Annotated in this window: 14 protein-coding genes; 10 read left to right on the top strand and 4 right to left on the bottom strand. The window is 62.1% G+C overall.

The window, feature by feature from the left end:
* Positions 1 to 83: 83 nt before the first annotated feature.
* From ACLQ8T_RS10285 to ACLQ8T_RS10275, 3 genes are read left to right on the top strand one after another with little or no spacing between them, the layout of a single operon-like run.
* Positions 84 to 2744, top strand: a complete 2661-nt coding sequence (locus tag ACLQ8T_RS10285) for a GNAT family N-acetyltransferase (protein WP_413454584.1) — start codon at positions 84 to 86, stop codon at positions 2742 to 2744.
* Between the two features lie 51 nt (positions 2745 to 2795).
* Positions 2796 to 3383: a DUF5998 family protein gene (locus ACLQ8T_RS10280; RefSeq protein ID WP_121867005.1), complete on the top strand. Its 588-nt coding sequence runs from the start codon at positions 2796 to 2798 to the stop codon at positions 3381 to 3383.
* Positions 3384 to 3385: 2 nt separating this feature from the next.
* Positions 3386 to 4570 carry an alkaline phosphatase family protein gene (locus ACLQ8T_RS10275; RefSeq protein ID WP_413454583.1) on the top strand — a complete coding sequence of 395 codons (1185 nt, stop codon included), beginning with the start codon at positions 3386 to 3388 and terminating at the stop codon, positions 4568 to 4570.
* A gap of 80 nt (positions 4571 to 4650) precedes the next feature.
* Here the strand turns inward: ACLQ8T_RS10275 and sepH are convergent, their stop codons facing one another.
* Positions 4651 to 5715, bottom strand: coding sequence for a septation protein SepH (sepH, locus tag ACLQ8T_RS10270; protein WP_413454582.1), 1065 nt, complete (start codon positions 5713 to 5715; stop codon positions 4651 to 4653).
* Positions 5716 to 6004: 289 nt separating this feature from the next.
* Between sepH and ACLQ8T_RS10265 the strand changes: the two genes are divergently transcribed.
* Positions 6005 to 6274 (top strand): DUF4193 family protein, encoded by a 270-nt coding sequence (locus ACLQ8T_RS10265; protein ID WP_239543773.1) that lies wholly within the window; start codon positions 6005 to 6007, stop codon positions 6272 to 6274.
* Positions 6275 to 6359: 85 nt separating this feature from the next.
* Here ACLQ8T_RS10265 and ACLQ8T_RS10260 read toward each other — a convergent pair whose 3' ends face one another.
* Entirely contained in the window at positions 6360 to 6893 is a 534-nt protein-coding gene (locus tag ACLQ8T_RS10260; protein WP_204722418.1) for a DUF3093 domain-containing protein, read from the bottom strand.
* Positions 6894 to 7034: 141 nt separating this feature from the next.
* Between ACLQ8T_RS10260 and dut the strand changes: the two genes are divergently transcribed.
* Genes dut through ACLQ8T_RS10240 form a run of 4 tightly spaced genes read left to right on the top strand, consistent with a single transcriptional unit; the run spans position 7035 to position 9391 of the window.
* The gene (gene dut / locus ACLQ8T_RS10255; protein WP_204722417.1) at positions 7035 to 7493 is read left to right on the top strand and encodes a dUTP diphosphatase; all 459 of its coding nucleotides are present in this window, start codon (positions 7035 to 7037) and stop codon (positions 7491 to 7493) included.
* A gap of 38 nt (positions 7494 to 7531) precedes the next feature.
* Positions 7532 to 8221, top strand: coding sequence for a DUF3710 domain-containing protein (locus tag ACLQ8T_RS10250; RefSeq protein WP_204722416.1), 690 nt, complete (start codon positions 7532 to 7534; stop codon positions 8219 to 8221).
* 3 nt (positions 8222 to 8224) lie between these two features.
* Positions 8225 to 8599, top strand: coding sequence for a hypothetical protein (locus ACLQ8T_RS10245; RefSeq protein WP_204722415.1), 375 nt, complete (start codon positions 8225 to 8227; stop codon positions 8597 to 8599).
* 60 nt (positions 8600 to 8659) lie between these two features.
* Positions 8660 to 9391, top strand: coding sequence for a DUF3159 domain-containing protein (locus ACLQ8T_RS10240; protein WP_239543350.1), 732 nt, complete (start codon positions 8660 to 8662; stop codon positions 9389 to 9391).
* Here the strand turns inward: ACLQ8T_RS10240 and ACLQ8T_RS10235 are convergent.
* Together ACLQ8T_RS10235 and ACLQ8T_RS10230 are read right to left on the bottom strand one after the other, a co-directional pair.
* Complete coding sequence (locus tag ACLQ8T_RS10235; RefSeq protein ID WP_204722414.1) at positions 9388 to 10053, bottom strand: potassium channel family protein; 666 nt, start codon at positions 10051 to 10053, stop codon at positions 9388 to 9390. The two genes, ACLQ8T_RS10240 and ACLQ8T_RS10235, sit on opposite strands and share 4 nt — an antisense overlap.
* 15 nt (positions 10054 to 10068) lie before the next feature.
* The gene (locus ACLQ8T_RS10230; RefSeq protein ID WP_204722413.1) at positions 10069 to 10746 is read right to left on the bottom strand and encodes an NAD-binding protein; all 678 of its coding nucleotides are present in this window, start codon (positions 10744 to 10746) and stop codon (positions 10069 to 10071) included.
* Positions 10747 to 10891: 145 nt separating this feature from the next.
* Here ACLQ8T_RS10230 and ACLQ8T_RS10225 point away from each other — a divergent pair, with 145 nt between their 5' ends.
* Both ACLQ8T_RS10225 and ACLQ8T_RS10220 read left to right on the top strand, forming a co-directional pair.
* Positions 10892 to 12886, top strand: coding sequence for an APC family permease (locus ACLQ8T_RS10225; RefSeq protein WP_413454581.1), 1995 nt, complete (start codon positions 10892 to 10894; stop codon positions 12884 to 12886).
* A gap of 30 nt (positions 12887 to 12916) precedes the next feature.
* Positions 12917 to 14239, top strand: a complete 1323-nt coding sequence (locus tag ACLQ8T_RS10220; RefSeq protein WP_413454580.1) for a class I SAM-dependent RNA methyltransferase — start codon at positions 12917 to 12919, stop codon at positions 14237 to 14239.
* The last annotated feature ends 108 nt before the right edge of the window (positions 14240 to 14347 follow it).

The following is a 14347-nucleotide window of genomic DNA, read 5'->3' as shown; positions in this document are numbered from 1 at the left end:
TCATCTACTGTCCTAGGGCCGGAACTGCCGAATCTTCGTGTTGCATCTGGGCGCAACGCCGAACTGCCGACTATCCTAAGCCTATGGTGGATCGTAAACTTTCGGCGGCATATCCGGCGCATTGGGAAGCAGATGTTGTGCTTCGCGATGGGACAACAGCACACCTGCGGCCAATCACTCCGCAGGATTCCCAAGCGCTACAGGACATGCACAAGCAGCAGTCCGAGACGTCAGTCTACCTGCGCTATTTTACGTACAAGTCGTCGCTGACCCCCAAAGAGCTGGAACGATTCACCAATGTGGACCATGTGAATCGCGTCGCCTTTACCGTGGTTCGGGGCGCGAAGATCATCGGCGTCGGCCGCTACGACCGCTTGGATGATCCGCGGGAAGCCGAAGTGGCCTTCAACGTCTCGGACGAGTACCAGGGAACCGGCATCGGCTCGATCCTCTTGGAGCACCTGGCCGCGGCGGCACGTGAAAACGACATTGAGAAGTTCTCCGCCGAGGTGCTTCCGGAGAATCGCAAGATGCTCACCGTCTTCTCCGATGCTGGCTACGCCGTCGCCCGCCACTTCGAGGATGGCGTGGTCATGCTCGAATTTTCCATCAGCCCCACCGAGAAGTCCCGCGAAGTGACCGAAGCGCGAGAGCACCGCGCGGAAGCGAGCAGCGTGGCAGCGCTTCTGGCGCCCAAGTCGGTGGCCGTGATCGGTGCCAGCCGCACCTGGGGCAAGCTCGGGCACGACGTGCTGGAGCAAATTATCGAATCCGGGTACACCGGTGCGGTCTATGCGGTGAACGATGCGGCCTTGGAAGTCGGCGGCATGGTGGCCTACGGAAAGGTCACCGAAATCCCAGGACCAATTGATGTCGCCATCCTGTGCATTCCGCGTTCGGGGGTCAAGGGCGCCATTGCCGATTGCGCCGCCCACGGGGTGAAGTCCCTGGTCATCATGACCACTGGATACGAAACCCTCGAAGGGCTGGGCGCACAACGCGAACTTGTGGCGCTGGCTCGTGCCAACGGCATGCGCGTGGTCGGTCCGGGATCGGCCGGCCTGATGAACACCGACCCCCAGGTGAAGCTGTACGCCACCGGGAGCCAGCATGTCCCGGCCGCAGGAAACGTAGGATTCTTCACCCAATCGGCAGCCATGGGCACGATCATCCAGGGCGTCGCCCTGCAGCAGGGTGTAGGCCCCAGCAGCGCCATTTCTGCAGGCCTTCGCGCTGATGTTTCCGGCAACGACGCCATGCAATTCTTCGAAGACGACCCCAGGACCCATGTCGTCGCGCTGTACCTGGAATCCTTCGGCAACCCGCGCAAATTCGCACGCATTGCGCGGCGCCTGGCCCGCAGAAAACCGGTAATCGTGGCCAAGTCCGATGTGATGGGCCGCCGCCTTCCACCGGGCCATTCGGTGCGCGTAGGGCAGGCAGCGCCAGGAGCAATGAATGCAATTCTTCGCCAGTCCGGCGTGATCCGCGTGCGCTCCGCCGAAGAGCTCCTGGATGTCACCTCCCTGCTTTCAGTCTTCCCGCCACCCAAGGGCCCGAACGTCGCGATCCTGTCCAATTCATTGACCATCGCCGAGGTAGTGTGCGATGTCGCTGAAGACCGGAACCTGAACACCACTGTGCGGGGCGACGAGCTGGATTACAGCATCGGCCAGTCCAAGGCCATTCCGGTGCTGCGCGCCCGGATCCAGGAACTGGTGGATGACCCGCAAGTCCACGCCATCATGTTGGCGCACCTGCCCTACTCGGAGCTGGATACCCGAGCGGTCCTCAAGGTAGCCAAGGAGTTCATCGGGCAGCCGAAACCGGTGGTGGCCCTGGTTCCGGGGCTGGCGGATACGAAGATTACCGGAGGCCTGAAACAAGGAATTCCGGTGTATACATCTCCCACCACGGTCATCGGTGCCCTGGCCAAGGCCTATGGCTACCAGCAGTGGGTGGACGTTCCCTACGAGCCGATGAGCGACCCGGATGGCATCGATGTCGAAGGCGCGGCAGAGTACTTAGATGAGTTGGTGAAGACCATTTCAGGGACCAACTTGCTGGAATTGAACGACGAGCAGGTGCGGAAGCTTCTGGACTTCTACGGCATCAAGTTCCTTTCCCACCGGGTGGTGCACACAGCCGAAGAAGCCGTCACGGCGGCCGAGCAGCTCGGCTGGCCGGTCGCCTTGAAAGCCAACGACCCCGATCTGCGGCAACGCCTGGACCTGGGCGGCGTGCGCTTGAGCATCCCGGACAAGCAGAGCCTGGAGGCGAACTTCGCCCATATGAAGTCGCTGATGGCCGCATACGGCGTGGACTCCCTGGATGTGCAGAGCATGGCGCCAGCCGGGCAGGCTTGCGTTGTCAAGGCCATGGAGGACCCGTTGCTGGGGCCGGTCATTTCCTTCGGGCTCAGCGGCGATCCGGTCAACCTGCTCGATGACTGGGCCCACGGCGTGGCGCCGTTCTCCACCCATGATCTGGAACAGCTCATCCGCCGTCCGCGCAGCAGCGTGCGCCTTTTCGGCTACCAGGGACTGCCGGCCGTGGATCTGGAGGCCTTGAAGGACTTCATCACCCGTGTCTCGCTCTTCAAGGACAACCATCCCGAAGTGACCGTTGCCAAATTCGCTCCGATCACCGTGGCCACCGATTCGCTGAGCGTGCTGGCGGTGAGCATCCAGATCAGCAACGCAGAGCAGCGCACGGATAGCGTCCGCCGTGCCCTGCGCAGCTGAGTGCAAACGCGGAAACGTGAATTGCCGGAGGCGACTGAGTAGAATTGGGGCATGAGTTCTCCAACGTATTCGACCACGCCTGGCGCTGAGCTTCAGCATGACTTGGTCCGTGCGGGTTTTTATCCGCAAATGGTCCAGGATGTGCTGGCTGAAGCCATGATGGGCCAACCGGTGCTTGACCACTATGTGCATCTGGAAACTCACTTCGACCATACCGAAGTCCACCGCCACATCACCGTCATGGTGATGAGCGAAAAGGTGCTTTTCATCTTGCACGTAGATGACCAGCAGCTTGATGACCACGGAAAGGATGTCATGGCGCAGGTATCGGTCGAAATGATTTCGCTGGCGCGCATCGCTTCGGTTGCCACGAGCTATGTCTACCACCAGCCGCAGCACTACTCGTCCGCCGATCCAGTCAAGGAACTGACCTTCGGGCTGTCCTGGGACGGTACCAAGCGGATCGATCTGGCCCCTGCGTCCTGCGGGGATCCGCAGTGCGATGCCGACCACGGGCTGAACGGCACCTCGCAGCCTGAGGACTTGGTCATCCGTGTCAGCGCCGAAGCCGATGGCCAGCAGGCCGTGAACAAGGCCCGCGAGTTCGCTGTGCGCCTGCGCCTGGCCACGATCGCCTGAGCATGATCGAGGAACAAGAGCTCAGCAGCCTGCCTGTCCCGGCGCAGAAAATCCCGGAAGCACCCAAATACGGCCAAGCTACGCTGTCGGAGATTCTTCCCTCGGCGGCAGCAGCACTGGGGGTTGGTGGCTATCAGAATGTCCTGGGCTTCGCCCCGACCAAGCGTGTAGCCCTGATCATGGTTGATGGACTGGGCTGGAACCAGCTCAAAAGCCATCTCGGGCATGCGCCCTTCCTGCGCGGCCTGTTCGAGAAGGGGCAGAAGCTGGGCACCGGCTTCCCTTCGACCACCGCGACATCCCTGAGCAGCCTGGCCACGGGCCTGGCTCCCGGCGAGCATGGAATGGTCGGCTATGACGTCATCGACCCGGCTAAGCGTCGTGTGGTCAACCAGCTGGGCGGGTGGCCTGGGGACTTGGACCCCGAAACTTGGCAGACTCGCCCGACCGTCTTCCAGAAGATCGCCGAGCACGGCATCCACGTGGCGACCGTGTCGATCCCGATGTTTGCCAAGTCGGCCCTGACCCGTGCGTCTTTGCGCGGCCCCAAATTCGTGCCGGCCAACCAGCCGGCGGCGCGCGCGCGTGCTACCCGCACGATCTTCGACTCGAACCGCAACGCGCTGGTCTACACGTACTTCAATGAATTGGACAAGGCTGGTCACAAATACGGCGTTGATTCCAGCCAGTGGCGGGACACCCTCGAAGAACTGGACTACGTCATCAAAAACCTGGTATCCAAGCTGCCGGAAGAAACCACGGTGCTGATCACCGGCGACCATGGAATGGTGGACATTCCAGCGTCCCAGCGCATCGACTACAGCCAGCAGCCTGAGCTGGTCGAGGGCGTCGAGCTGACCAGCGGCGAACCTCGCGGAGTCCAACTGACCTTCGACCCTCAAGCCGATGCGGCCTGCCGGTTGCGGGTTCGCGAGGCCTGGCAGAGGGCCTACGGCACCAAAGCCTGGGTGATGACCCGCGAGGAAGCCATAGAACACGGCTATTTCGGTGCCATCACCGAAGAACATGCGGCACGGCTGGGCGATCTGATGATCCTGGCGGCCGAAGCCATCGCCTTTTATGACGGCCGACGCGTCGCACCGATGGCCTTCGACATGGTGGGGCAGCACGGGTCGCTCACCGCGGGGGAGCGGTTCGTCCCGCTGCTGGTGCACCGCACCAAATAGCTGGCAACGCAAAGGGTGCGGGAACAGCATTGGTCCAATGCTGTTCCCGCACCCTTGTGCTTTCCAGTGTCAGCTGGGCACTAGGAGTCGGTGTCCTTCTTGCGCTTGCCGAACATGATGTCATCCCAGCTGGGAACGGACGAACGCTTGGCCTTGCGCGGAGCTGACTCCTCGGCAGGCTGTTCAGCTGGCTTGTCCTCGGCGCGGCCCGAATCGTCGTCTTCACTGGTGACGACCACCAGCTGCGAGGTGCGCGCGGAAATCCCTTGCGGAAGATGCGGCAGCGCGTCCTCGTCATCGGTGTCGTACTTGCTCATGCTGCGTTCGATGATCTCGTTGTAGCGAGCCTCGCGTTCCGGATCCTGGTCCTTCGTGCGCTGCCCGCGGCGCGCGTTCAGCAAGGTGACCAGTTCTTCGGTCTCATCGGGCTCCGGAGTGCTGGCTGCGGCGGCCGGTTCCGCCTCTGGCTGGTTCAGTGCAGAGACCGGGCGAAAGTATTCAGGAGCTACCTGCTCGCTCAAGGTCTGGGCCCAGCGGTTCAGGTTCTTCAACGACTTGCGCGCGGGAGTGAAAGCCCACCGTGCAATGTTCTCGGCAGCGGCAGTCGAATCCGAGTCCAATGACTCGACATTTTCGGTCGGCAGCGGGGAATCGAACTCCACGGTGACGATCCACTGGCCTTCCGGATCTTTCCAGGCATTCCAGCGCGCCGACTCGGCATCGATGTGCAGCTGGTGCAGGCGGTGGACCACCATGGAACCGAGATCGGCCGGCTCTTCGCCAAACACCTCGCGGTATTCGGCGTCGGTCTGCGGTCCGGAAACCTCGACGAGGCGTGCCAGCTCGGCGATGTGCTCGCGTTCAGCCAGTACCGGGCCTTCGTACTTGACGATATCCTCGACGGGGACATTCCATTCAAGCGACAGGTCGTAGGCGGAGGCGCCAGCGCGCACTCGTGCCTGGATTTCGCGTGGCGAATGGACCGAGGACTCCTCGCGGTTCCTCGGGGCCCTCGAACGGGCGATTTCAGCCATTGCACTGCGCAGTGCATCGTCAACAGGCAGCTCGAAGCTCATCCCGTCGTCACTGCTGACCTGCAGGCTGGAACCATTTTCATGAATTCCTACCAGTCTCAGCTGACGCATTCCTACCCTCCACACGCTCTAATTCCTGTGTAAAACTTTGCCACCTTGAGGCCCGAATTCCTACCACCACGCAGGGTGTGGCGCAAGATTAGTCCTCAACTTCACGCAGTAATTCCTTGAACCTTCTGCCCATGGCATAGCGTGGCAGGAACGGGAATGGATCACCCGGAAGAACGTTATACTTCTATGCCGGTACAAGTTTCCACCTCGTGGAGCAGCCGGCTAGGACGAAGACCTGCAGGAAAGAGCAAAAACGATTATGGCAAGTGAATCTGCTGCACCCGTGGCAATGTCAGAAGCGGAACGAGCCAAGGAAATCGCTCAGCTCAAAGCAGGCAAGACCGCAGCCATGGCCAACCTGGTTGATGAGGCCGAAACCGCCTTGGCTGAAGAGTACGTTCTGCCCGGCGGCGAGGCGCCGCAGGAAGAAGCGAGCGTCGAATTCCTGCCGGAACAGGCTGATGAGTTCACGTGCGCGTCATGCTTCATGGTGCGCCACCGCACGCAGCTGGCTCGTGAGGACAACGGGCAAAAATTCTGCAGCGAGTGCGAAGGCTGAACGCCCGCGCAGCAGTTCCGAAAACGTGTGGCGTCCAACCTTCTGGTTGGGCGCCACACGTTTTCGGGCTTCGGTGAAGTGAGAGCTAGTCGCCGGCAGTGTCTTCGGACTGTTCCAGCTTGGCGGCTTCTGCCTTGCCTTCGTCGGTGAATTCGTACATCACGCCCGAGAGGGCGGCAGCCAGCTCTTCGGGACGACGGGTAGATGTCAGCCAGTACGGCGTGGTGTCACGCTCGTCGGTGACCTCCATCCGCACTACTCCGTCGATCCAGCCGCGCAGCAGCATGTAGGCCAGGCCGTGCAGCTTCTGCCCACGCTGCTTGAATGCCTCATCGCCACGGTAGCCGACAACCTCCCCGATGTACTTGCGTTCAATGCTGGCCCGTCCAACGGTCACCAATTCATCGGTGACCTCGATGGTCGGCGTGCGCAGCAGGAACACAGCGATCAGCGAAAGCAACACGACGGCACCGGCAATCCATCCAAGGATGCTGCTGATCGGAGCTAGCGCAATACCTGCGGTGATGGAAATGATAATTGGCCAAATCCAGGTACTGGCCGATGGCCAAAGCTTTTCGCTGTACTGGACGTTCGAACCCGCGGGGCTGGAATTACTCATGGTTCCAAGTCTAGGCAATAATTCTTCGATTCAAGACCGCGAAGCCGGTTGGCAGGCCATTGGATTACGTGCGCGATAGAGTTAGGCACGAGAAACTATCGAGTGACCATTTCACAAGACTCCGGGGGAAGACCTACATCGATGAGTGAGCCATCAATTTCCATTGCCATCAAGATGCTTGACACCGATTTGCCGGTCCCCAGCTATGCGCATCCGTCGGACGCCGGTGCTGACTTGCATGCTCGCGAATCCCTGGTGCTGGAGCCAGGCGCGCGCGCACTCGTTCCGACCGGCATTGCGCTGGCCATCCCGCATGGCTATGTCGGTCTGGTGCACCCGCGCAGCGGCTTGGCAACCAAGCACGGCATTACCGTTGTAAATGCACCGGGTACTGTTGACGCTGGGTACCGTGGTGAGATCATGGTCACCTTGTTGAATACCGACAAGTCCGAGCCCTTCGAAATCAGCCGTGGCGACCGAATTGCCCAGCTGGTAATCCAGAAAGTCGAGCAGGCGGCATTCGTCGCAGTGGATTCGCTGGAAGACAGCGCCCGCGGCGCAGGCGGATTCGGTTCGACCGGCGGATTCAACTCCAATTAAGTACCCTTGAGAGCAAGACAAGATTTTCTAAGGACACCATGATTTTCAAGCGCAAGAAGGCCGAAGAGCAGCCAATCGCCGAACCAGCTGAGGATGCAGCCCAGAACGAGCAGGAGCCGAAGACCGGCCCGTTCGACTACGACGACATCGAGAACACGCAGGAGTACCTGGACTTCGGCTCGATCTTGATCAAGCCGGTAGCCGGCTTGAAGGTCCGCATGGACGTTGAAGAGTCCAACAAGCGTGTTATCGCGGTGTCGCTGGAGATCGCTGAGTCGCGGATCCAGTTGATGGCTTTCTCTTCTTCGAAGTCCGAGTCGCTGTGGCCAGGCATCAGCGACAAGATCAAGAGCGACATCAGCGCCCAGAACGGTGAAATCTTCACCCGTGATGGCGAGTACGGCCAGGAGCTGCTCGCCAAGGTGCCGCAGCAGCTGCCAGACGGCCGTGCCGGACATGTTGCGCTGCGCTTTGTCGGCATCGATGGCCGCCGGTGGTTCCTGCGTGCAGTTATCGGCGGCGCGGCCATCAGCAACGAGGAAGCCGCCAACGTTGTCGACGCGATCCTGCGCGACGTCGTGGTCAATCGCGGCGACAAGCCGCTGCCTCCGGCTGAACTGCTGCCTATGAGCGTCCCGTCCAATGCCCAGGCCCGTCCGGCAGCCCCCGAGCAGAACCCTGGGCTGAAGCGTCCAGAACGCGGACCAGAGATCACCCAGATCGGCTAGAGAATGTCGCTGAAGGACAAACCCGTCACTCCGCAGCTCGGCCCCTCGGGGCAGAAGCCCACCTATCAGCGGTTGGACAGCCTGGAACAGCTGCCAGCCAAGGGGCGGGTAGAGCACACCGGGTACGTCCAATCGGTGAGCTACTCCGCGCCGAACGTCGCCCCGCGGCTGACTGCTGTGGTCGTGGACCGGCTCGGTACCGTGTCGGCGCGCAGTGGAACGGTGCCGCATGTGCGTTTGGCTTTCATGGGACAGAAAACCGTTCCGGGCATCAAGCCGGGCGTGAAGGTGGAGTACTCGGGAATGGTTGCTCCGGTGGAGCAGATCCCGACAATCTTCAATCCGCGCTACGTCATCGTGCCGGAAGCCCGTCGATAACTTGCGGCGGCCCCTCTAGGATTCGAGAACGCCACAGTTGGCGTCTAATTGGAAGTAGACATGGTGAACAACGACGAATCCCGTCCGGACGATGATTCCGCGCCGGAAACTAGGCATCCGAGCTTCGCCGAGATGATCGGCTCGAACTCCAACATCGCGCAGAACGCTGACGGTGGAATTGACCTGCTCTCCACCGTTGGCGGTGTGCGCGGCATTCTGGAAACCGTGCTTCCCGGTTTCGTGTTCATCATGGTTTTCGCGCTCACCAGCAATCTGGGCTGGGCGCTGATCGCTTCGATCAGCCTCGGCATCGTGTTCATGATCATCCGCCTGGCCAAGCGCTCGACGCTGATCCAGGCAGGCTCTGGGCTGATCGGCATCCTGATCTGCGCCTTTGCCGCACGGACGTCGGGCAACGCCAAGGACTACTACATTCCGGGGTTCTACGTGTCCGCTGCCTATCTGGCGGGACTGCTGATTTCGGTGATGGCCCGCTGGCCGCTGATCGGCCTGCTCTTCGGATTCATCCGCAACGAGGGCACCGAATGGCGCAAGAAGCCGGGGCGATTGCGCCGCTACCAGGTGGCTACGTGGATCATCATTGCTGTTTTCGCGCTGCGCCTGGCGGTGCAGATCCCGATGTACATCGCAGATGAAGTCGTGGCCCTGGGCCTGGCCCGTGCCTTGATGGGCGTGCCGCTGTACGCGGCGGGGCTGTGGTTCGCGTGGCTGGTTTCGAAGCCGGCGGCTGTAGCCGGCGACGAGACCAGTACGCCAAAACCAGCGGACTAGCGGGTGGCGTCGCGCAACGTTCGGCGCAGCAAGGGTTCTGCATGCGGGGTGGTGATGAAGAAGATTTCATCGCCACCCTCAATTACATCATCGGCACTGGGCGGGAACGGCGTCTTATCGCGTACCACTGCCATCATGGTGGTGTCTTCGGGCCACGAAATGCGCCCGATGCTGCGGCCAATCAACGCCGAATCGTGCGGGACGGTGAACTCGACCATGTAGACCTCGCCGGTCTTCAACGTCAGCAGCCGCACCAGGTCGCCGACCTCCACGGCTTCCTCGACCAGCGCGGTCATCAGCCGCGGCGTGCTGACGGCAACATCGACGCCCCAGGCATCGTCGAACATCCATTCATTCTTCGGATTGTTCACGCGGCCCACGGTGCGCCGGATGCCGAATTCGCTCTTGGCCAGCAACGAGACCACAAGGTTGACCTTGTCGTCGCCGGTCGCCGAAACGACCACGTCGTAGTCTTCAAGCCGCGCCTGCTGCAAAACAGCCAATTCGCAAGCGTCGCCAATCAGCCACTTCACCGCTTCAAGATCTGCGCGTTCGGCCATTTCCGGTTGCAGATCGATCAGCAGGACCTCGTGGTGGTTGATGACTAGTTCGCGGGCAATGGAGGAACCGACTGAGCCGGCCCCGGCAATCACGACCTTCATGGGATGCCTCTCAGGTTATTCGTTGGTTTGCGCCGCTGGTGGGCTGGCAAGGATCTTTTCCACGTCTTTGGACTCGTCCAGCCGCATCATCACATGCACCAGGTCGCCGCCCTGCAGCCGGGTTCGGTTCTCCGGGATGGTGCCTTCGCCGAAGCGGGTCAAATAGGCCACGCGCACCCCGGCGGCGGCCTCCAGCTCCTTGACCAGGTGGCCGTACCAGTCGCGGTGCAGGGCAACTTCGGAGAGCACCAGGCGTCCCGAGGGCTCCCGGAAGTCCCCGCGCATCGAATAGTCGGGCAGAATCCGGCGAAGCACCTGATCGGTGCTCCAACGGACCGCTGCCACGGTGGGAATGCCCAGGCGCTGATAGATCTCCGCTCGTCCTGGATCATAGATGCGGGCCACGACGTGGGGCACGTTATAAGTTTCGCGCGATACGCGAGTGGCGAGGATGTTGGAATTATCACCGCTGGAAACCGCGGCGAAAGCGTAGGCCTCGCTAATCTTGGCAGCTTCCAGCGTATCCTTGTCGAATCCCATGCCGGTCACCGTGGTGCCGGAGAAATCCCTGCTCAGCCGGCGGAAGGCATGCGGGTCATGGTCAATGACTGCCACGGAATGCCCCGCCGAATCCAGCGTGTGGGCCAGCGAGACACCGACGCGTCCGCACCCCATGATCACGAAATGTGCCACCGAGAACTCCTTGGTTTTGCTGCTTGCCGCGTGCCGCTTGGCATGCACGGGCTGTGTGCTACGAATGCAACAATAGCGCTGATCGCACCCAGTTTATCGATGGTGGAGCACCCTCGCGCCGCGCACCCTGCGATAACGTTGTGTCGTGCCTGCATTATTTGACGGTTTGAAGCGGATCCTGGTGGGCCGGCCTTTCAGCACTGAACAGCTGAAAAAGAAGCCGTTGCCACCCAATGTCGCTTTGCCGATTTTCTCCTCCAGCGCCCTGTCGTCCTTGGCGTACGCACCAGACGAGATCCTGCTGACCCTGGCCATTGCGGGCATCGCCGCGACCGCGCTCTCGCCAATGGTTGGACTGGCGGTCCTCGCGGTGCTGGTGGTGCTGGTGCTGTCCTACCGCCAATCGGTGATGGAGTACCCTTCCGGTGGCGGCGACTATGAAATCGTGAAGAAGAACCTCGGTGCACGTCCGGGCACTGCGGTCGCCGCGGCGCTGCTGGTGGACTTCGTGCTCACCGTAGCTGTTTCCAGCTCGTCGGCGGCCCTGTATCTCGCCGCCATTTTCCCTGCAGTGGCCGAACACAAGGCGTGGGTGGCCGCCGCCCTCGTTGCCTTCCTCGTGGTCGGCAATTTGCGCGGCAAAGGGCAAGGCCGCTGGACCCTGGCCATCCCGGTCTACCTGTTCGTCATCGGCATGCTGCTGCTGGTGGCCATTGGCGGCGTGATGGCGCTGACCGGTTCGCTCGGGCTCGCCCCGAGTGCGGACTTCACGATTGTGCCGGAGGCCGAGTTCGCCAATGGCCTGCACGGTGTTGTCGGCGCGCTGCTGATCCTGCGTGCCTTCAGCACGGGGTCGGCCGCGCTGACCGGCATCGAGGTCCCGATCTCCAACGTGCAGACGCTGGCCAAGCCGCGGGCGAAGAACGCGGCGCGGATCCTGCTGGTGCTGGGCCTGCTCTCCGGCGTGCTGACGCTGGGCACGCTGATGCTTGCACGGGCCACCGGCATCAAGGTCGTCGCCGATCCGCAGGCCTCGTTCCTGCTTCACGGCGAGCCCATCCCCGAAGACTTCGTGCAGATTCCGGTACTGGGCCAGCTGGCCCAAGCGGTGTTCGGCGACTTCACCTTCGGCCTGGTGATCGTCTCGGTGCTGACCATTGGCGTGCTGCTGCTGGCCGGCAACCAGGCCTTCAATTCCTTCCCGCTGCTGGCCAGCCATCTGGCGACCGACGGCTTCCTCCCGCGCCAGCTGCGCACCCGTGGAGATCGCCTGGGCTTCTCCAACGGCATCCTGTGCCTGGGCATTGCCGCGATCGCTCTGGTGCTGCTGTTCAGAGGCGATGTCACCTTGCTGGTCCAGCTGTACGTGGTGGGCGTATTCGTTTCCTTCACGCTGAGCCAGCTGGCCATGCTCAAGCACTGGAATCGTGTTCTGGTGCCCATTGCAGACCGCAAGATCCGTGCGGCCAAGCAGCGCAAGCGGCTGCTGAACCTGGTGGGACTGGTGCTCTCGGCGCTGGTGCTCGTGGTCGTCATGGCCACCCGCCTGGTCCATGGTGCGTGGCTGGCCGTGCTGGGCATTGCCATATTGATGCTGATCATGGATTCGCTGCAGCGCCACTACCAGAAGGTCGACGACGAGCTGGCGGTAGACGAGGACTTCGCCGTCACCGCCTTGCCCTCGCGCGTGCATGCGCTCGTGCTGGTATCCACCGTGCGCAAGCCGGTGCTGCGTGCCCTGGCCTTCGCCCGCGCTTCGCGTCCCTCGAAGCTTGAGGCGATCATCGTGGATGTGGAACGCGGCAAGACCGAGAAGACCCTGCAGGACTGGGAACGGCTGCAGATCCCGGTTCCGATCACCGCGCTGGCCTCGCCGTATCGCGATATTCCCGGCGCGCTGATCGAGCATATCCGTTCCATCAAGCGCGAATCGCCGCGGGAACTGATCGTCGTGTACATCCCCGAATATGTCGTGGGCCATTGGTGGGAACAGCTGGTGCACAACCAAACCGCGCTGCGCGTGAAGAACCGCCTGCACCATGAACCGGGAGTAGTGATTGCCTCGGTCCCGTGGCGCCTGCTCAGCGCTTCGCATGCCCTCGGCGGGGGCCCGACCGAAGAATCCTCGGCGCACCGCTAAATTGACTGCTTCTGAAGAAAGACTGGATCAATGACTGATACACCAATGATCACCGTCCGCTTGGGCAAGATTGCCCATGGCGGGCACACCGTCGCCCGCCATGAGGGCCGGGTGATCTTCGTGCGCTATGGCATTCCCGGCGAACTGGTCAAGGTGCGCCTGACGGACAGCGCGCCGGAGGCCAAGTTCTGGCGTGCCGACGTGTCCGAAGTGCTCGAGGCCAGCGAGCACCGGGTGCCGCACTTCTGGGATGCAGCTGACGCCTTGAAGCACCGCGACCCGGTGGGCGGCGCAGAGTTCGGCCACATCACCCTGGAGCACCAGCGTGAGCTCAAGTCGCAGGTGGCTGCCGAGCATATGACCCGGCTGGGCGGCCTGAACGCGGACGACTACAACTTCCCTGCGGTGCAAGCAGTCAAGGGCTCGGCCGATGGCCTGGGCTGGCGCACCCGGATGTCGTATTCCGTGGACGCCCAGGGAGGACTGGCGATGAGCGCATTCCGCAGCAACCAGTTGACCGGGATCGCACAGATGCCCCTGGCCCATCCGGCCATTGAAGCCACCGGGTTGTACTCCGTGGACTACATCGGCATTGACCGTGTCGAAGCCGCGGTTTCCAGCCAGGATGACCGAACCGTGCTGATCTTGCTGGCAGAGGCCAAGCCCGGCGCGGCGGCAAAGGTCGCCAAGCAATTCGCCGAGGGCGTCAACGTCGCCTCGTTCAGCCAACAGGGCGGCTCGGCGGCCGACGGCAAGGGGCGGCTGCAGGTTCTGGCCGGTTCGGCGTACCTGACCGAAAAGGTGCTGGGGGAGAAGTTCCGGATTACCGGGGAAGGCTTCTGGCAGGTGCACCGCGAGGCGGCCAGCCTGCTGACCCGGCGCGTGATCGAGCTGACCGAGCCGGCCGCCGGCGAGCAAATTGCCGACCTCTATGCAGGTGCCGGCTTGTTCTCCGTCCCGCTGGCCAGGGCGGTTGGCCGCGAGGGCCGCGTCTTTTCGATTGAGGGTGCGCCGGGCACCCATGCGGATGCGAAGAAGAATCTGCGCACGTACCCGCAGGCCACGGTGATCCGCGGCCGTGTTGAGCGAGTGCTACGGCAGGTCGCCCGGGATGCCGCGCTGGACGCCGTGGTGCTTGACCCGCCCCGTACCGGAATCGACAAGCAGGTGGCCGCGGAGCTGGGCGCCAGCGCTGTCTCGCGGATTTGTTACGTGTCCTGCGACCCTGCGTCTTTCGCCCGGGATACCGCGCGCTTGATGGGCCGAGGCTACGAATTAGAGCACATGGAGATTCACGATTTGTACCCGCACACCCACCATATGGAGTCCATCGGGCTTTTTGTACGCCGTTAAACACCTGAAAGTGTCCGTTTAGACACGAATTTGGATCAAAATTTATTCCGAGGAGTCTTTTTGCGGGCTTTGGCGATAGACTGTTTTTAGCTCTGCCGCGCTAGGAGC

Origin of the sequence: Glutamicibacter sp. FR1 (genome assembly GCF_047300825.1) — a bacterium.
GTDB classification, from domain to species: domain Bacteria; phylum Actinomycetota; class Actinomycetes; order Actinomycetales; family Micrococcaceae; genus Glutamicibacter; species Glutamicibacter nicotianae.
Note: the sequence above shows the minus strand (reverse complement) of the source record. Positions and strands in the feature narration are given on the sequence as shown.